Annotated in this window: 20 protein-coding genes; 6 read left to right on the top strand and 14 right to left on the bottom strand. The window is 43.7% G+C overall.

All coding sequences use genetic code 11. The features are described 5' to 3' along the window. Positions 1–31: 31 nt before the first annotated feature. Positions 32–424: an Rrf2 family transcriptional regulator gene (locus Q0E03_RS04165; RefSeq protein WP_297129739.1), complete on the top strand. Its 393-nt coding sequence runs from the start codon at positions 32–34 to the stop codon at positions 422–424. Between the two features lie 133 nt (positions 425–557). Here the strand turns inward: Q0E03_RS04165 and rpsR are convergent, their stop codons facing one another. From rpsR to Q0E03_RS04120, 9 genes are all read right to left on the bottom strand, one after another. Beyond that, on the bottom strand, positions 558–794 hold the full coding sequence (gene rpsR, locus Q0E03_RS04160; protein WP_297129738.1) for a 30S ribosomal protein S18: 237 nt from the start codon (positions 792–794) through the stop codon (positions 558–560). Between the two features lie 30 nt (positions 795–824). Further along, the gene (locus Q0E03_RS04155) at positions 825–1,268 is read right to left on the bottom strand and encodes a single-stranded DNA-binding protein (RefSeq protein WP_294836064.1); all 444 of its coding nucleotides are present in this window, start codon (positions 1,266–1,268) and stop codon (positions 825–827) included. 14 nt (positions 1,269–1,282) lie between these two features. Continuing rightward, positions 1,283–1,573, bottom strand: coding sequence for a 30S ribosomal protein S6 (rpsF, locus tag Q0E03_RS04150; protein WP_273338465.1), 291 nt, complete (start codon positions 1,571–1,573; stop codon positions 1,283–1,285). A 543-nt stretch (positions 1,574–2,116) separates the two neighbouring features. After that, a complete protein-coding gene (locus Q0E03_RS04145) occupies positions 2,117–2,293 on the bottom strand; it encodes a DUF4250 domain-containing protein (RefSeq protein ID WP_078768599.1) in 177 nt (58 codons plus the stop codon). Positions 2,294–2,368: 75 nt separating this feature from the next. Next, on the bottom strand, positions 2,369–3,175 hold the full coding sequence (locus tag Q0E03_RS04140; protein ID WP_288528244.1) for an ABC transporter ATP-binding protein: 807 nt from the start codon (positions 3,173–3,175) through the stop codon (positions 2,369–2,371). A gap of 1 nt (position 3,176) precedes the next feature. Beyond that, positions 3,177–4,076, bottom strand: coding sequence for an ABC transporter permease (locus Q0E03_RS04135; RefSeq protein WP_277657837.1), 900 nt, complete (start codon positions 4,074–4,076; stop codon positions 3,177–3,179). 323 nt (positions 4,077–4,399) lie between these two features. Beyond that, positions 4,400–5,431 (bottom strand): ABC transporter substrate-binding protein, encoded by a 1,032-nt coding sequence (locus tag Q0E03_RS04130; RefSeq protein WP_297129737.1) that lies wholly within the window; start codon positions 5,429–5,431, stop codon positions 4,400–4,402. Positions 5,432–5,579: 148 nt separating this feature from the next. After that, positions 5,580–6,302, bottom strand: coding sequence for a 16S rRNA (uracil(1498)-N(3))-methyltransferase (locus Q0E03_RS04125; protein WP_297129736.1), 723 nt, complete (start codon positions 6,300–6,302; stop codon positions 5,580–5,582). An 8-nt stretch (positions 6,303–6,310) separates the two neighbouring features. After that, complete coding sequence (locus Q0E03_RS04120) at positions 6,311–7,129, bottom strand: DNA-3-methyladenine glycosylase (protein ID WP_297129735.1); 819 nt, start codon at positions 7,127–7,129, stop codon at positions 6,311–6,313. A 458-nt stretch (positions 7,130–7,587) separates the two neighbouring features. On the opposite strand from Q0E03_RS04120, the gene Q0E03_RS04115 reads away from it, so the two are divergent. The 5 genes from Q0E03_RS04115 (at position 7,588) to trxA (ending at position 10,523) form a co-directional block, all read left to right on the top strand. After that, positions 7,588–7,863 carry a hypothetical protein gene (locus Q0E03_RS04115; RefSeq protein ID WP_297129734.1) on the top strand — a complete coding sequence of 92 codons (276 nt, stop codon included), beginning with the start codon at positions 7,588–7,590 and terminating at the stop codon, positions 7,861–7,863. 17 nt (positions 7,864–7,880) lie between these two features. Continuing rightward, positions 7,881–8,588: a spore cortex-lytic enzyme gene (sleB, locus tag Q0E03_RS04110; protein ID WP_297129733.1), complete on the top strand. Its 708-nt coding sequence runs from the start codon at positions 7,881–7,883 to the stop codon at positions 8,586–8,588. 285 nt (positions 8,589–8,873) lie between these two features. Then, a complete protein-coding gene (locus tag Q0E03_RS04105; RefSeq protein ID WP_297129732.1) occupies positions 8,874–9,833 on the top strand; it encodes an L-lactate dehydrogenase in 960 nt (319 codons plus the stop codon). A gap of 130 nt (positions 9,834–9,963) precedes the next feature. Beyond that, a complete protein-coding gene (locus tag Q0E03_RS04100) occupies positions 9,964–10,206 on the top strand; it encodes a hypothetical protein (protein ID WP_177663271.1) in 243 nt (80 codons plus the stop codon). Between the two features lie 11 nt (positions 10,207–10,217). Then, on the top strand, positions 10,218–10,523 hold the full coding sequence (trxA, locus tag Q0E03_RS04095) for a thioredoxin (protein ID WP_367270226.1): 306 nt from the start codon (positions 10,218–10,220) through the stop codon (positions 10,521–10,523). Between the two features lie 264 nt (positions 10,524–10,787). Here the strand turns inward: trxA and Q0E03_RS04090 are convergent, their stop codons facing one another. The 5 genes from Q0E03_RS04090 to Q0E03_RS04070 form a co-directional block, all read right to left on the bottom strand. Further along, positions 10,788–11,714, bottom strand: coding sequence for a CAP domain-containing protein (locus Q0E03_RS04090; RefSeq protein WP_297129730.1), 927 nt, complete (start codon positions 11,712–11,714; stop codon positions 10,788–10,790). Between the two features lie 110 nt (positions 11,715–11,824). After that, positions 11,825–12,370 carry a hypoxanthine phosphoribosyltransferase gene (gene hpt / locus Q0E03_RS04085; protein WP_294836050.1) on the bottom strand — a complete coding sequence of 182 codons (546 nt, stop codon included), beginning with the start codon at positions 12,368–12,370 and terminating at the stop codon, positions 11,825–11,827. 26 nt (positions 12,371–12,396) lie between these two features. Then, on the bottom strand, positions 12,397–13,389 hold the full coding sequence (locus Q0E03_RS04080) for an ABC transporter permease (RefSeq protein ID WP_297129729.1): 993 nt from the start codon (positions 13,387–13,389) through the stop codon (positions 12,397–12,399). A 1-nt stretch (position 13,390) separates the two neighbouring features. Next, positions 13,391–14,503 (bottom strand): ABC transporter permease, encoded by a 1,113-nt coding sequence (locus tag Q0E03_RS04075; RefSeq protein WP_294836048.1) that lies wholly within the window; start codon positions 14,501–14,503, stop codon positions 13,391–13,393. Further along, entirely contained in the window at positions 14,490–16,040 is a 1,551-nt protein-coding gene (locus Q0E03_RS04070; RefSeq protein ID WP_297129728.1) for an ABC transporter ATP-binding protein, read from the bottom strand. Before Q0E03_RS04070 ends, Q0E03_RS04075 begins: the two co-directional genes overlap by 14 nt. Between the last annotated feature and the right edge of the window lie 31 nt (positions 16,041–16,071).

The raw sequence follows: 16,071 nt of genomic DNA, 5'->3' as shown, positions 1-16,071 counted from the left end.
ATTGACGAATATTTTAAGGAAGCAAAACATTATGATGATTTCAACAAAGGGCAGATATGCCTTAAGCATTATGCTCGACCTTGCCGCACACGACGACGGCAGTTACATTTCACTCAAAGATATTTCCGAAAGACTCGAAATTTCTATGAAATACCTTGAAGCGATTATCGCAAAGCTCTCAAAGGGCGGGCTTGTTGACAGCGCACGAGGAAAAAGCGGCGGATACAAACTCAACCGCAAAGTGGAGGAATATTCTGTGGGCGAAATTTTGGTTTTGACCGAAAAAACGCTTGCACCCGTTGCGTGCGTTGATTGTGACGCCTGCAAAAAAGAGGAATCCTGCCTCACCCGTCCGATGTGGAACGAGCTGAACGAAATCATTATGAATTTCCTCAATTCCAAAACCTTAGCGGATTTGTTATAAAAAACCACCGAATACGGCTCCCCTTGTTATGTAATCAAGGGGAGGCAGAAAAACATCAAGACTCATCTTACATTCAAGGGGAGGCATATAAAAAAAGCAGTTCGCAATGAACTGCTTTCTTTTATTTGCTTAATCAGTCTGATGTGTAAGGCAAAAGAGCGAGATGTCTTGCTCTCTTGATAGCTGTTGTAAGCATTCTCTGGTGCTTTGCACAAGTGCCTGTTACACGACGAGGAAGGATCTTTGAACGCTCAGAAACGAACTTCTTGAGCTTTGTTGTGTCCTTGTAATCAATGCTTTCAGCCTTATCTACACAAAATTGACAAACTTTTCTACGGCTCTTTCTTGGGCCCTTAGCGTTATATGCCATTTTGGTTTCCTCCTTAATTAAAATAAGATGTTAGAACGGAAGGTCGTCATCGTCATCAACGATTTCTTCAAAATCGCTGTTGTCTGCGCTTGCATAAGACGGTGCAGGCTCATTGAAACCACCGCTTACAGCAGAAGCTCCTGTGCCCGAATCGTTCTTTGAACCGCAGAATGATACGTTGTTTGCAACAACCTCGACCTGTTTTCTTTGGTTACCGTTTTTGTCTGTATAGCTGCTTGTTTGGATTGAACCTTCAACAGCTATCATTGAGCCTTTGTGGAAATATCTGCTGATAAATTCCGCAGTTTGACGCCATGCAACACAGTCAATGAAATCTGCCTGTCTGTCTTGACCCGAACGCTGATAATTTCTATCGCACGCTACCTGAAAACGAAGAACAGATACACCGCTTGGAGTTGTACGGAGTTCCGGCTCAAAGGTAAGTCTACCCATAAGGGCTACCATATTAATCATAGTATGCCTCCTAATTATTCGCCTTTAGCGACGATAAGTGAGCGAAGTACACCGTCAGTAATGTTGATTACACGGTCAAGCTCAGCAGGGAAAGACTCATCTGATGAGAAGTTGATAAGAACGTAGTAACCATCGGTTTCGTAGTTGATTGCGTAAGCAAGCTTCTTCTTGCCCCACTCCTCTACTTCGCCGAGAGTGCCATTCTTTGAGATGAGGTCAGTGAACTTTGTCTTGAGAGCGTTTACTGCCTCTTCTCCCTTTGAAAGAGAGAAAACCATTACGATTTCATAGTCTTTTAATGCCATTCTTCAGCACCTCCTTTTGGACTTTGGCGTATTATCCATACGCAAGGAAAATTTACTTGCATTAAGACATACTGCAAGTGTTAGTATTATAGCAGTTGACAAGCAAGATGTCAAGGATTTTTTTAAGACTGTCGATAAAGCTCCTGAAACACGCCAAAATATAATCAACCGAATTATGCCTCCTCTTGAAGCAAGGGGTGCGGGTCTCCTGTGGAGACCTCTGCATTTTAATGCAGAAGCACCGACCGAACCGGTAGGTGAGACGGTGGCAACACGAAGTGTTGACGGTGGGGTTTAAAAATGCTGTAAGTAGTGAACTTACAGCATTTTTGGCGTTTTTCGTTTTTTGCTCGGGGGCGGTACCTATGTACAGCTCCCACTCGCAAGAAAACGAAATTCAGAAACTTTCTCAACAGCCTACAGCGTGTCGAAAACACTTTTTCGACACGCTAGGGCGAACTGTGTTCGCCTAATTCCTTTTAACCCCTCAGTCTAACCTGCGGTTTGCCAGCTCCCCTTGATTACATAACAAGGGGAGCCTTATTATTTGAATGAATTTGTGGCTTCGTCATATTCAAAGCCGACTGCCGACAACGTTCTTATAATCTCGTCCTTATTTTCGTGCATATCATCACAAAGTGCATCGAGTGACGAATAGCTGTCACGCAGTTTCATATTTATCATACTGAAAAGAATAAACGGGTCTTTTGGCAAAGGCATAATGCGCACCTCCTTATTTTATCCTATTAATATGCAACGCCTCCCCTTAAAAAGAGGAGGCTGATTAGTTTGCTGTTAATTTTCTGCTTCGGAAAGGAGGATTTTGTCGTCCTCTAATTCCTCGCCCGATGTCAACTTGAACTTTGCAAGAAGGTCCGCTGTGGTGAGCTTCTTCTTTTCTTCGCCCTGAACATCATAGATAATCTTGCCGTCATTCATCATAATGAGGCGGTTGCCGATATTGATTGCGTCTTTCATATTATGAGTAATCATAATAGTTGTGAGGTGATTTTCTTCAACGATTTTTTCTGTCAAATCAAGCACCTTTTTTGCGGTTTTTGGGTCGAGCGCAGCAGTATGCTCGTCAAGGAGCAAAAGTTTTGGCTTACGGAGAGTTGCCATAAGAAGTGTGATAGCCTGACGCTGACCGCCCGAAAGAAGACCAACCTTTGAAGTGAGTCTGTCCTCAAGACCGAGGTCAAGATGCTTGAGCACCTCTTTGTATTCTTCCTTTTCCTTACGCTTTACACCTGCGCCGAGACCTCTGTGACTGCCTCTTCTTGAAGCAAGCGCAAGGTTTTCGAGGATTTGCATATTGGCAGCAGTACCTGTCATTGGGTCTTGGAAAACTCTGCCGATATATTTTGCTCTTTTGTGCTCCGGAAGTTTTGTGACATCCACACCGTCAATAACGATTGAGCCACAGTCAACAGGATAAACGCCTGCAACCATATTGAGCATTGTTGATTTACCTGCGCCGTTGCCACCGATTACAGTGACAAAATCGCCCTCGTTGAGAGTTAAATCAATGCCGTTGAGCGCCTTTTTTTCATTAATAGTTCCCGGATTGAAGGTTTTATGTACATTCTTAATTTCTAACATATCACTTAACCTCCTTTTTTGCAGTCTTAATATGAGTTTCCTGATATCTGCCCTTGATGTATGGAATACCGAGGAATACAGCAACTACTGCCGCTGTGAGAAGCTTGAGGTCGTCGGTGTTAAGACCGAGGCTGATAACGAACTGCATAACGATATAGTAGATGATACCGCCGATTGCAACAGCCAAAAGCTTGAGCGCAAAGTTCTTGAAAATCTTGCCGAAAAGCACTTCGCCGATGATTACGGCGGCAAGACCGATAACGATTGCGCCTCTGCCCATATTGATGTCGGCATAGCCCTGATACTGTGCAAGAAGTCCGCCTGCAAGTGCTACCAAGCCGTTTGAGAGCACAAGTGCGATGATTTTTGTTGAATTGATGTTGATACCGTTTGCACGAGCCATATTGGCGTTTGTGCCTGTTGCACGGATTGCGTGGCCGATTTCTGTGCCGAAGAACCAATAGAGCAATGCAATGATGACCAAAACAAAGATTGTTGCAACAATGAGCGCTTGATTGAGCTTTGTCATTGAGCAAATAAGATTGTACTTATATCCCGAAACAGGCTGATTTGCCTTGCCCAAGATACGCAAGTTGATTGAATAAAGTGCAAGTTGTGTCAAAATACCTGCCAAAATCGGCGGAATACCGAACGCCGTGTTGAGTATACCCGTCACAAGTCCTGCCAAGCATCCCGCAACAAATGCGATGAGAAGTGCAAGATAAACATTGCATCCTGCCATAAGTGACATAACCATAGCAGCACCGCCTGTTGCCAAAGTTCCGTCAACTGTAAGGTCGGCGAAATCGAGCACTCTGAATGTGATGTACACACCGATTGCCATAATGCCCCATATAAGTCCCTGACCGACAGCACCCGGCAGAGCATTTAAGAATCCCATAAATTCTACCTCATTTCTCGGACTTCTAAACAAAAGCCCAAAATTCAATTATACTTCATCATTATACTTTAAAGCGTTGAATTAGTCAACTGTTAATTTGCACATAACTGATTGTATTTGATTATTGATTTTTCGACAAACCGTAGGGGGCGAACTGTGTTCGCCTAATTCCTTGTTATGTCCTTTTAACCCCTCCGTCTGCATATCAAATGCAGACACCTCCCCTTAATCACATAATAAGGGGAGGCTTGATAGGTTTATATGATTTATATTTACGACAGCTCCCCTTGCAACAAGGGGAGCTTTTTTAATTAATAAATTAATTATTCTTCTGTGGTTGGTTCCTCGGTTACAGCCTCGTAGCCGTCAGGAATTGTAACGCCAAACTTCTTTGCTTGGTCAGGATTGTACTTGTAAGTAAGATCCGATGTTTGCTGAATGTTCATTTCAGCAGGATTCTTGCCGTTTACAAGAATATCATATGCCATTTGAGCAGTTATCTGTCCAAGTGTGTAGTACGAAATTGAAAGAGTTGCAACGGCTTTTGTGTTTTTAAAGATACCCTCTTCGCCTGCGATAATCGGAACATTTGCGTGTGAACAAGCGTCATCAATTACCGCACCGTTTGAAGCTGCTGTGTTGTCGGTTGGAATATAGATTACATCAACCTCTGAAGCGGCTTTCTTTGCAACTGCCGAAATATCATTTGAATCGGAAAAAGCATAGTATTCGCAAGTAACGCCCTTTGCTTCGAGTGCTTTTTTAACACCGTCTGCCTGTGGCTTTGAATTTGTTTCTGCCGAGCAGAAGATTACGCCGACTTTCTTTGTTTCAGGGAAAAGTTCCATAATCTGGTCTGCCTGACGGTCGAGCGGTGCAAGGTCGCTTGTACCGGTTACATTGATGCCTGTTGCGTCTGTAGGACCCATATCAATGTCGAGTGCAGCCGCATAATCGGTTACGGATGTGCCGACAACAGGAATTTGCGAAGCTGCTGTTACTGTTGTGCAAGCCTGAAGTGCAGGTGTTGCGTTTGCCATAATCAAATCATAGCCTGACGAAACGAACTTGTTTGCGATTGTTGTGCAGTTTGCGGAATCGTTTGAAGCGTTTTGATAATCGAATTCAAATGTAATTCCCTCTGCCTCGCCAAGCTCCTTGAGTTTGTCCTCAAATCCTTTGGTTGCCGCATCGAGCGCATCGTGCTGAAGAAGCTGGCAAATGCCAATCTTGTATGATGTTTTCTTTTCCGGGGTTTCATTGTTGTCCTTTGTAGCGGAACAGCCTGCGAATACACCGCCAACCATTACCGCCGAAAGAACAACTGCCGCAATTTTCTTTGTTAATTTTCTCATTGTGGAAATCTCCTGTCCTTTGGTTTATTTTCATTCAGTTTAGCACCTAAAAGCGTTAAAGTCAACAGGATTTGCCACATTCATAATGAAACATTTTTACCGACTTTTTACAATCAATAAAAATTCTTTATACTACCCATAAATATTTTTACTCTAAATTACCCGTCAAGAGCATAATAGCCGTAAGCCCTGCAACAGGTGCGGTTTGGGTGCGTAGAATTCGCTTGCCGAGGGTTGCACGGACACCGCCCGCCGATTCGATTTGCTCAACTTCCGCCTCCTCAAATCCGCCCTCAGGACCGATGAAAATGCTCACACTCTTTGTATTTTTATCTATTATATCGGTGAGTTTTTTGCCGCCGCCCTCAAAGAACACGATTTTGACTTCGCTTTTGTCCTCTGCCAAAGCCTGTTTTAAGGTTTTCATATTTTCGATTTTCGGCACAATGCCTCTTCCGCTTTGCTGAGCAGCTTCAAGCGCAATCTTTTGATAACGGACATTCTTTTTGCCTGCCGATTTGTCATCGGGACGGGAAACGCAACGCTTTGTGAGAGTCGGCACAATTTCTGTTACGCCGAGTTCCACGCATTTTTGAATTATATCCTCAAGTTTTGTGCTTTTCGGCACACCCTGATAAATCGTCACTTTGCAAGTCGGCTCACTTTCGCAAGCCTGCTTGTAGCAGACCTTTAGGACAACCTCATCTTTTGTGATTTCCTCGATTTGACAGCCGTAGTCCTCTCCGCCGCCGTCGGTTACGCAAATCACATCGCCCACCCTCATACGCAGGGATTTTGCGATATGTCGGGCAGATTCGCCGTCAAGAATAATTTTTTCATCGCTGATATTTTCAACAAATAACTTTTGCATTTTTCACCTCATAAATTTTCTCTTGCCCAATAGAACAAGTATTGCTGTGCTATGCCCTCAACGCCGTCAAAGCACCGAGGCAAGCCGTCGGGATAATACGCCATCACCCTTTTCATCCACACATCAAGCGGAAAACAGGAATAAAACTGCATACCGAAAAGCAAGGCGCAGTTTGCGACCTTTTCGCCGACGCCGTAGATTTTGAGCAATTCTTTTTTCGCTTCGGCAAGTGGCAATGATTTTATATAATCCAAATCAACCTCACCGCACGCAACGGATTTTGACAGGCGTTCAAGATATTTTGCACGGTAGCCTGTGCCGAGAGCCTCAAAGTCCTCAACGCCGAGCGTACTCAACTTTTCGGCTGACGGAAACGAATACCAACCGTCTGCAACCTCGTCACCGTACGCTTTGCACAGCCGAGAAATAATCAGCTTTATCCTTTTTATATTATTCTGCTGGCTGATGACGAAAGAACAGAGTGCTTCCCAACTGTCCTGATTGAGAATTCGGATGCCGTAATATTCATCAATCGTTGAGGCAAGCAAGGTGTCCTGCTTCAAACGGTTGCAGATTTCATCATAGTCCTTATTCAAATCAAAATAATTCACCCAAAAGGAATAAAAGACCGCCTCGTCCGTATCATAAAAAATGAGCGAGTCGCCGTCCTTTGCAATGTGCAAAAAGTGACCGCCGGCAACACCCTTGTATGAGCCGTCCTCTTGACGCTCCCAGCGAAAAGCCTGACCGCAATCAAGAGTCAAGTCAAGGTCAAGGCACGAAACCTCGTTTACAATTATATTATTTTTTTCAACTTTTACTTTCATATTATATATACCGCTTTGCCAAACGACAACAAAAATTTTGCCGTTTGCAAAAATCAAAATTCCTTTTTTGACTATTTGTAATAATTGAATTATATCATTTTTTTGTCAAGACTAAAAGTGAAAAACAGCAATTTATACAAAATTTTTGAAAAAACTTTTTTGTTGAAAACTATGTGTAAAATGTTGAAAGATTTGCATATTTTAAGTTTTCAACACCCTAAAAGTGCTTAAATATAGTGTTTTCGGTGAAAGTTTTACACCTTTTCCACATAGTTTTCCACATTTTAAACATCGGTGGAATAATACGAAAAGTTTTTTGAAAACGATTGTCAAGGGTAAAAATCTGTTCGAAATGTAGAAAATGCCCAAAGCGGAAATGTATAAATTTTGTGTAATATTCAAACACTATTTGTATAATTAAGTGCCGAAAAATTGGCACGCAAAAAAGGAAGATGTTTATGCTCAAGGGAGTCAACAAGCAAATACTCGAAATCACCAATCCCGAATCGCCGTATTTTGAAAAAATCATCTTTTTTGTACGGCCGTCATCACAAAATACAGACGCAAAAAAGCTACACAAAGAGGCTGAAAAAATCTCAACTTCAACCGCCGTGAAACCGCCGAAACAAAAAATTGACGGGCGAAAAGCGGCGGTGATTATCGGCTATTCCGCAATGACCGTGCTGTCGGGAGCAGGGATTACATTTTTGCTCAGCCACCTCAACATTTTATAAAAAACAAGGAGAAAGTTATGAAAAACAAGATAATCAAAAGTTTAGTCAGCCTTATGCTTGCGTTTGCAATCATCTTTGGTTTTGCCGGAGCAGGACTGATTGTGTACGACACATTCATCAAAGAAACAAGCGTTTATGCCCTGTCAAAGCTCGGTTCAAGCGGAAGTGAAGTCAAGAAAATTCAGCAAAAACTTCAATCTCTCGGCTACTACAACGGTGCGATTGACGGCATTTACGGTTCGGCAACGAAAAAAGCCGTCACCGCTTTTCAGAAAAATTGCGGACTGACGGCAGACGGTATTTGCGGAAAAACCACGCTTTTGTATCTCGGACTCGGCGGTTCGTCATCAAGCAGTTCAAACGGTGCATATTCGAGTGCGGATGTTGAATTGCTTGCAAAAGTGATTTCGGCAGAGGCTCGTGGCGAAAGCTACGAAGGGCAAGTTGCGGTCGGTGCGGTCATCCTCAACAGAGTTGCACACCCGTCATTCCCCGATTCGTTGTCGGGTGTAGTGTATCAAAAAGGTGCATTTTCCTGCGTGAACGACAGCAACTGGTATCAGCCTGTGGCAGAATCAAGCAAGCGTGCCGCCACGGACGCACTCAACGGATGGGACCCATCGGGCGGTGCGGTGTACTACTTCAACCCTGCCAAAACCAACGACAAATTTATGCACTCCCGCACGGTAATCAAGGAAATCGGCAACCACAGGTTTTGCATTTAATAACGGATTAAAATTATGTAAAAGACGGATATTTATTTAAAACATAGGCTGTTGAGAAAGGATCTGAATTTCGTTTTCTTGCGAACTTTGCTGTACAATGGTACCGCTTGTTCGCAAAAAACGAAAAACGCAAAAAATGCTGAAGTTCGATACTTACAGCATTTTTAAAACCCCACCGTCAACACTTCGTGTTGCCACCTCCCCTTGCTTCAAGTGGAGGCAAATGTAGTTATCTTTTGGCGTGGTTCAGAGGCTTTATCGACAGTCTGGTAAGAGGGTGACAATATGACAAATTCTAACGCAAGAAAAGTTGCGATAATCGGTTGCGGCTTTGTAGGCAGTGCGTGTGCGTTTGCACTTATGGAAAGCGGACTTTTCAGCGAAATTGTTTTGCTTGACGCAAACACAGACAGAGCCGAGGGTGAGGCACTCGACATCAGCCACGGTCTGCCTTTTTCAAAGCCTATGCAGATTTACGCAGGCACATACGACGACATAAGCGACGCATCAATCATTATCATAACGGCGGGAACAGGGCAAAAAGAAGGTGAAACCAGACTTGATTTGGTGCACAGAAATGTGGACATTTACAAATCAATTATTCCGCAAATCGCAGGGCGAAACTTCAAAGGCATACTGCTGATAGTATCAAACCCCGTGGATATTTTGACCTATACAGCACTTAAATTGTCGGGTTTGCCGTCAAACAGAGTGTTCGGTTCGGGCACGGTGCTTGACACGGCAAGGCTTAAATATCTGCTCGGTGAACACCTCGGAGTTGACCCGAGAAGCGTGCACGCATTTATTTTGGGGGAACACGGCGACAGCGAAATTGCGGCATTCAGCAGTGCAAATGTATCGGGTATTCCGCTCAAACAGTTTTGTACCGACAACTGCGGCAACATCTGCCACGCAGACAAAATGAAAAAAATTGCCGAAGATGTAAAGAATTCGGCGTACGAAATCATCAAAAAGAAAAAAGCCACCTACTACGGCATTGCGATGAGTGTAAGACGCATATGCGAGGCGGTGGTGCTTGACCAAAAATCGATTTTGCCCGTATCGTGCATACAGACGGGGCAACACGGAATATCAAATGTTGCACTAAGTATGCCTGCCGTTGTGGGCGAAAACGGCGTTGAAAAAAATGTAAAAGTGTCCCTCAATGCAGAAGAAGAAACGGCGGTTAAAAAATCTGCCGAAATGCTCAAAGACATCATAAGTGAGCTTGATTTGGATTATTAAAACAAAATTCATTTTCTTTTTCTTGACATAATTCGACTTTTGAATTACAGTAAAGGTACAGTAATTAAAAAGGAGTGGGACTGCGAGGCGTGCATTGAGGTGCTCAATTCACCACGCAATCCGAAGAATTATGGCATTCAATCCAATGGCATTGCTTCAAATCAAGGAAAAGGCAGAGGGTTTCAACTCTCGCCACCCGAAGCTGGCAATGTTTTTTAAAGACGCAGGAAGCAGAATAGACACGGGCGCTGTGCTTGAACTTTCTGTCACGACCCCTGACGGCAACAAAATTCGCACAAATTTCAGAGTGTGTGAGGAGGACAAGGAATTTCTTGCGATGCTCACATCACTTGCAGGACAAAACAAACAATAGGAGGTATGGCAATGACTGTTGAAGTTACAGCACAAAATTTTGATGAAGAAGTGCTCAATTACAAAGGCAAGGTGCTTGTTGATTTTTGGGCAGAATGGTGCGGACCGTGTATGATGCTCGGCCCTGTAATCGAGGAAGTTTCGGAAGAAGTTGACGATGTCAAATTCTGCAAGGTCAACTGTGACGAAGCGAGAGATCTTGCGCTTCAATTCGGCATTATGACCATCCCGAACCTCATTGTTTTTGAAAACGGCGAGCAGGTCATCCAATCAATCGGCTACATCGAAAAAGAAGATGTGCTCGAACTCATAAAATAAATACGAATTTGATATGCAGGCTCCCCTTGTTGCAAGGGGAGCTGTCGTAAATATAAATCGTATAAACCAATCACGGCTCCCCTTATGGTAAGGGGAGCTGTCGCACTTTATGTGCGACTGAGGGGTTAAGACAATGTAAAACCCCTCCGCTTCGTTGCACTCAGCACCTCCCCTTGCTTCAAGGGGAGGCAGAAAAACATCAATGTGAGGCTTGCAACAAAAAATCTGCCTCCCTTAAACAGAGAGGCAGATAGGTAAAATTATTTATTTAATTTTTACGGTTTTGACCTTTGACCATTTTGTGTACTTGCCTGTTGATTTGCTCTTTGCACGCACACGAACATAAACGGTTTTCTTTGATTTCATTCCGTTGATGGTCATTGAGCCGTAACGCTCGTCAATATTCTTTGTCTTTTTGTTCTTGAACTTTTTGCTATAGGAATACTGAAGCTGATAGTTCTTGATATTCGGCTGAGAATTCCAGCTGATTTTAACAGCCTTTTTCTTTGGAGAAGTAACCTTGACGGTCGGTGCTTTGAGCGCCGGAGCTTTGACTCCCACAAGGCTTGGCTTGACGGTGCCGGTGTAATCGATAGTGGCATCGGTGTAGCCGTCATTTGCCGGTGACTTGTTTGGGTCGATAACAAAATCACGGAATTCCTGCACCCAATAATATCTGCCGTTTACATAGCAACAAGCGATGCCGATTGCGCCGTATTCGCCGTTGAGCATATTTCTTCTGTGTCCTTGCTCTTCGTAAAGTTTGTCTTCCTCTTTCCAAAGGCCGAAAACATGCTCGGCACTTAAACCGTAGCCCTCTGTCCACGCAATGTTTTCACCGCAGGTGCCGTAATCGTTGAGTGCAGTTTCGGGTCCTTTGCCGTTTGGACGGGTGTGGTCATACAATTTGGTGATTTCCGCCGCACGAATCATAGCCGACCTTTCCAAATCGTAGTCGTATTTGAGCGCTTTAACAGCAGGATATTTCACCTTTTTTGAATTTGATTCATCCCAACACCACGAACCCGATGTTCTGAATTCATTGACAAGTGTGAGCATTTTGCGTGCTTCGGTTTGTTCAAATTTTACGGTTACAACCTCTTGGTCTTTGGCAAAAGCCGTTGCGGAAACTCCGCCGAACATACCGATTGCTAAAACTAATGATAATAAAACGGATAAAGCTTTTTTCATAAAAAAACCTCCTTTTTTTATATAATAACATACTATTAATAAAAAATCCACTATATTACAAAAAATGTAGGCAAAACTAAATCTGCCTACATTCTTATTATATATTGCGATTATTCGTAAATTTCTCTTTTAAGTGAGCCGATATACGGAATGTTGCGGTATTCCTGGTCATAGTCAAGACCGTAGCCGACAACGAATTCATCAGGCACATCACAGCCGACATAATCAGGGTGAATGTCAACAACTCTGCGTTCAGGCTTGTCAAGAAGTGTCACGATTGAAATGCTGTTTGCACCTCTTGCAGAAAGCATTTTGCTGACATATTCAAGAGTTCTGCCCGAATCGAGAATATCCTCAACAAGCAAAACATCATAACCTGCAAGGTCGATGTCGATATCCTTGATAATCTTTACCGCACCTGATGAGCGAGTGCCGCCGCCGTAACTTGAAACTGCAAGGAAGTCGAGTTTAAGCGGCAAATCGATATATCTTGTGAGGTCGGACAAGAAATAAATCGAGCCTTTGAGAATGCCGACAACGAGGAGGTTTTTGCCCTCGAAATCCTTTGTGATTTGTGCACCGAGGCGAGCGTTGATTGCTTCAAGCTCCTCTTTGGTGACAAGCACTTTTTCAATATTATCGTCAAGATTAGCCATAGTAATCTCCTTTTATCAATTAAAATTTATCGTTCTTCTCTGAAATAAGACAATCCGAGAGCGGCAGGACCTTGATCCTCTTTCTTCTTTCTTACGCTGACAAGGATGAGAACAAGAATTGTAACAACATAAGGAATCATCTTGAAAAGTTCCTGTGTGCGGAGTGCGCTCGGAACATAGAGATAAACAATGTAAAGTCCGCCGAAAACGATTGAACCGAGAATACTCATATTCGGCTTCCACACTGCGAAGATAACAAGTGCGATTGCAAGCCAACCTCTGTCGCCGAAGCCGTCATTTGACCACACGCCGTTTGCATAGTCCATAACATAGTAAAGACCGCCGAGACCTGCGATAACAGAGCCGATACTTGTTGCGATGTACTTTGTTTTTTCAACATTAATGCCTGCTGCATCGGCAGTTGCAGGGTTTTCGCCTACTGCACGGAGATGCAAGCCAACCCTTGTCTTGTTGAGCACATATGAACAAACAAGAGCAATGACGATTGCAAGATATGCCAAAAATCCGTAGCTCAAAAACAGCTTGCCGAACCAACCTGTTGTTTCTGCAACAGGGAGAGTTTTGCTGAAATAAGCAGAAGTTGTTGAAAGAGCAACCGACGGAACATCTGCGCCTGTGAGCTTGATGAGCGAACCGCCGAAGAAATTACCGAAGCCTGTGCCGAAAGTTGTGAGCGCAAGACCCGTTACGTTTTGGTTAGCTTTGAGGGTTACGGTGAGGAACGAATAAATCATACCTGCGATGAGCGAACCCAAGATACAAGAAATGAGCGGAATAAAAATTGCAAGAAAGCCGTTGGCGTCTGCCTTGTCGGTGAGTGAATTTTCGTAGAAAAACGCACCGATAACGCCACTCATACCGCCGATATACATAATGCCGGGAATACCGAGATTGAGGTTGCCCGATTTTTCTGTAATAATTTCACCTGTTGAGCCGAACAAAAGCGGAATGCCCTGCATAATGGCTCTGTGAAGAAAAGTAATCAAAGTTGCAAACATATTACTTTACCTCCTTTTTTGATGAAGTGCGGAACTGCAATTTGTAGTTGATGAAGAACTCACTGCCGATAATGAAGAACAAAATTATACCGGTGATGATTTCCGAAAAGCTCTGATTAAGACCGAAAATCATTGAGATTTGGTCTGCGCCTGCTTCGAGGAACACCAAAAGAAGCGAGGTCAAAATCATATAAATAGGATTGAACTTTGCAAGCCACGACACCATAATTGCGGTGAAGCCTCTACCGTCGGCAGTTGTGGTTGAGATTGTGTGGTCTGTGCCGCCGACAAGGAGAAGTCCTGCGATACCGCACACAGCACCCGAAAGTGCCATAGTTCTCAAAATAACTTTTTTAACATTGATGCCGATATATCTTGCAGTGTTTTCAGATTCGCCGACTACCGAAATTTCGTAGCCGTGCTTTGAATATTTGAGATAGATGTACATTGCAATTGTGATTGCAAGAACAATCAAGATATTGAGGAGATAGGTTTTATCCCCGATTACAGGAAGCCAGCCTGCCTCTGTTTCACGGTTGATGATGCCTATTTTGCCTGCACCCTTTGGATTTTCCCAAAGCATACAGAAATACGAAACAAGCTGAATCGCAACATAGTTCATCATAAGAGTGAACAAGGTTTCGTTTGTGTTAAAGCTTGCCTTAAACACGGCAGGAATGAGTGCCCAAAGAGCACCTGCAACAACGGAAGCAACAATCATAATGATGATGAGAAGTGCGTTTGGCACTTTGTTGCCGAGGAGCACCATACAAGCGGTTGTTGCCAAACCGCCGATAAGCACCTGACCCTCACCGCCGATGTTCCAAAATCTCATTTTGAACGCAGGGGTGAGCGCAAGCGAAACGCAGAGGAGCATTGCAAGGTTTTGGAGAAGTTTCCACACCTTTCGGCTTGAACCGAATGCGCCCTCAAACATTGTGGCGTACACGCTGATTGGATTTTCGCCTGTGAGGAGCATTGTGATAATGCCCGAAAAAACGAGAGCAAGGAGTATCGCAATAATTCTGATTGCCCAGGACTTTGCCTTTGACACTCCGTCCCTTTTGACTATATGAAAAAGAGGTTCACGCACGGTTGAATTATTCTTTGCCATCTGTGTTTACCTCCCTGTCAACGTTTTTGGTCATCAAAAGACCGATTTCTTCCTTTGTAGCGGTTTTGCCATCTACCACTCCGGTGATAACACCTGAGTTAATAACCATAATTCTGTCGCACAGCTCGATGAGAACATCCAAATCCTCACCGACGAAAATAACGGCTGTGCCCTTTTCTTTTTGTTCAGAAAGCAATCCGTAAATGGTGTATGATGAGTTGATGTCAAGACCCCTTACGGGATAAGCAACCATAAGAACCTTTGGACCTAACGCAATTTCTCTGCCGACAAGAACCTTTTGAACATTACCGCCCGAAAGTCGTCTTACAGGAGTTGAAGCACTCGGAGTGACAACCTCGAGTTTTTCGATAATATCATCTGCCAAATGTTTCGGCTCTTTTCTGCTGAGGAATGCGGTTTTTCCGCCCTTGTACGAACGGAGCATCATATTGTCAACAATGTCCATATTGCCGACAAGACCCATACCGAGTCTGTCCTCCGGAACGAACGAAAGAGCAATGCCGAGTTTTCTGATTTCTCTCGGTGATTTGCCGACAAGCTGTTGCGGACCTAAATCATCGGGCTTGTACAAAATGCTCGACTTCTTTGTTGTTTGCTGAAGTCCTGCGATTGATTCGAGCAATTCCTTTTGACCGCAACCGCTGATGCCTGCGATGCCAAGGATTTCGCCGCCGTAAGCCTTGAAACTGACATCGTCAAGCGCCTTTGTGCCGTCACGCTTGATGACGGTGAGGTGCTCAACATCAAGTCGCTCTTTTACATTCTTCGGTTCTTCTCTTATGATATTAAGGTCTACCTTTTCACCCATCATTGCCTCTGTAAGTGATTGCTCGTTGGCATCCTTTGTGAGCACGGTGTCAACATGCTCGCCCTTGCGGAGAATTGCAACACGGTCGGAAATTTCCAAAACTTCGTGGAGCTTGTGAGTGATTATGATAATTGATTTACCGTCCTTGCGCATATTGCGAAGAACATCAAATAATTTTTCTGTTTCCTGTGGGGTAAGAACAGCGGTCGGCTCGTCAAGAATGAGAATGTCCGCACCTCTGTAAAGTACCTTGATGATTTCTACGGTCTGCTTTTCGGACACAGACATATTGTAGATTTTTTTGTCCAAATCAATGTTAAAGCCGTACTTATCCGTGATAGCCTTAACACGCTTTTTTGCCTCTTTGATATTATATTTTTTGCCGTCCTCTACACCGAGAACTATATTTTCGGTAGCGGTAAAAACATCAACAAGTTTGAAGTGCTGATGAATCATACCTATTTTATACTTAAATGCGTCTTTAGGAGATTTGATGACAACCTCATCTCCGTCAACAAAGATTTGACCCTCGTCAGGGAAATAGATGCCGGAAACCATATTCATAAGTGTGGTTTTGCCCGAACCGTTTTCGCCGAGAATAGCCAAAATCTCTCCGTGGTGAACCACAAGCGAAACATTGTTGTTTGCAACAACCTTGCCGAATCTTTTGGTGACACCCTTTAATTCCAAAGCTATTTTGTTTTTCATTGTGACCTCTTAAATCATCATAAAAGAATAA

Source organism: uncultured Eubacterium sp. (assembly GCF_934525195.1).
Classification (GTDB): Bacteria; Bacillota; Clostridia; order Oscillospirales; family Acutalibacteraceae; genus Eubacterium_R.
This window is presented reverse-complemented; position numbering and strand designations above follow the sequence as displayed.

Excerpts from the sequence above, each read along its gene's own strand:
- sleB (WP_297129733.1), top strand. The coding sequence starts at position 7,881 with ATGAAAAACAAGATAATCAAAAGTTTAGTCAGCCTTATGCTTGCGTTT.
- Q0E03_RS04135 (WP_277657837.1), bottom strand. The coding sequence starts at position 4,076 with ATGGGATTCTTAAATGCTCTGCCGGGTGCTGTCGGTCAGGGACTTATA.
- trxA (WP_367270226.1), top strand. The coding sequence starts at position 10,218 with ATGACTGTTGAAGTTACAGCACAAAATTTTGATGAAGAAGTGCTCAAT.
- Q0E03_RS04125 (WP_297129736.1), bottom strand. The coding sequence starts at position 6,302 with ATGCAAAAGTTATTTGTTGAAAATATCAGCGATGAAAAAATTATTCTT.
- Q0E03_RS04105 (WP_297129732.1), top strand. The coding sequence starts at position 8,874 with ATGACAAATTCTAACGCAAGAAAAGTTGCGATAATCGGTTGCGGCTTT.
- Q0E03_RS04070 (WP_297129728.1), bottom strand. The coding sequence starts at position 16,040 with ATGAAAAACAAAATAGCTTTGGAATTAAAGGGTGTCACCAAAAGATTC.
- rpsF (WP_273338465.1), bottom strand. The coding sequence starts at position 1,573 with ATGGCATTAAAAGACTATGAAATCGTAATGGTTTTCTCTCTTTCAAAG.
- rpsR (WP_297129738.1), bottom strand. The coding sequence starts at position 794 with ATGGCATATAACGCTAAGGGCCCAAGAAAGAGCCGTAGAAAAGTTTGT.
- Q0E03_RS04080 (WP_297129729.1), bottom strand. The coding sequence starts at position 13,389 with ATGTTTGCAACTTTGATTACTTTTCTTCACAGAGCCATTATGCAGGGC.
- Q0E03_RS04100 (WP_177663271.1), top strand. The coding sequence starts at position 9,964 with ATGGCATTCAATCCAATGGCATTGCTTCAAATCAAGGAAAAGGCAGAG.
- Q0E03_RS04155 (WP_294836064.1), bottom strand. The coding sequence starts at position 1,268 with ATGATTAATATGGTAGCCCTTATGGGTAGACTTACCTTTGAGCCGGAA.
- Q0E03_RS04140 (WP_288528244.1), bottom strand. The coding sequence starts at position 3,175 with ATGTTAGAAATTAAGAATGTACATAAAACCTTCAATCCGGGAACTATT.
- Q0E03_RS04130 (WP_297129737.1), bottom strand. The coding sequence starts at position 5,431 with ATGAGAAAATTAACAAAGAAAATTGCGGCAGTTGTTCTTTCGGCGGTA.
- Q0E03_RS04145 (WP_078768599.1), bottom strand. The coding sequence starts at position 2,293 with ATGCCTTTGCCAAAAGACCCGTTTATTCTTTTCAGTATGATAAATATG.
- hpt (WP_294836050.1), bottom strand. The coding sequence starts at position 12,370 with ATGGCTAATCTTGACGATAATATTGAAAAAGTGCTTGTCACCAAAGAG.
- Q0E03_RS04120 (WP_297129735.1), bottom strand. The coding sequence starts at position 7,129 with ATGAAAGTAAAAGTTGAAAAAAATAATATAATTGTAAACGAGGTTTCG.
- Q0E03_RS04090 (WP_297129730.1), bottom strand. The coding sequence starts at position 11,714 with ATGAAAAAAGCTTTATCCGTTTTATTATCATTAGTTTTAGCAATCGGT.
- Q0E03_RS04075 (WP_294836048.1), bottom strand. The coding sequence starts at position 14,503 with ATGGCAAAGAATAATTCAACCGTGCGTGAACCTCTTTTTCATATAGTC.
- Q0E03_RS04115 (WP_297129734.1), top strand. The coding sequence starts at position 7,588 with ATGCTCAAGGGAGTCAACAAGCAAATACTCGAAATCACCAATCCCGAA.
- Q0E03_RS04165 (WP_297129739.1), top strand. The coding sequence starts at position 32 with ATGATGATTTCAACAAAGGGCAGATATGCCTTAAGCATTATGCTCGAC.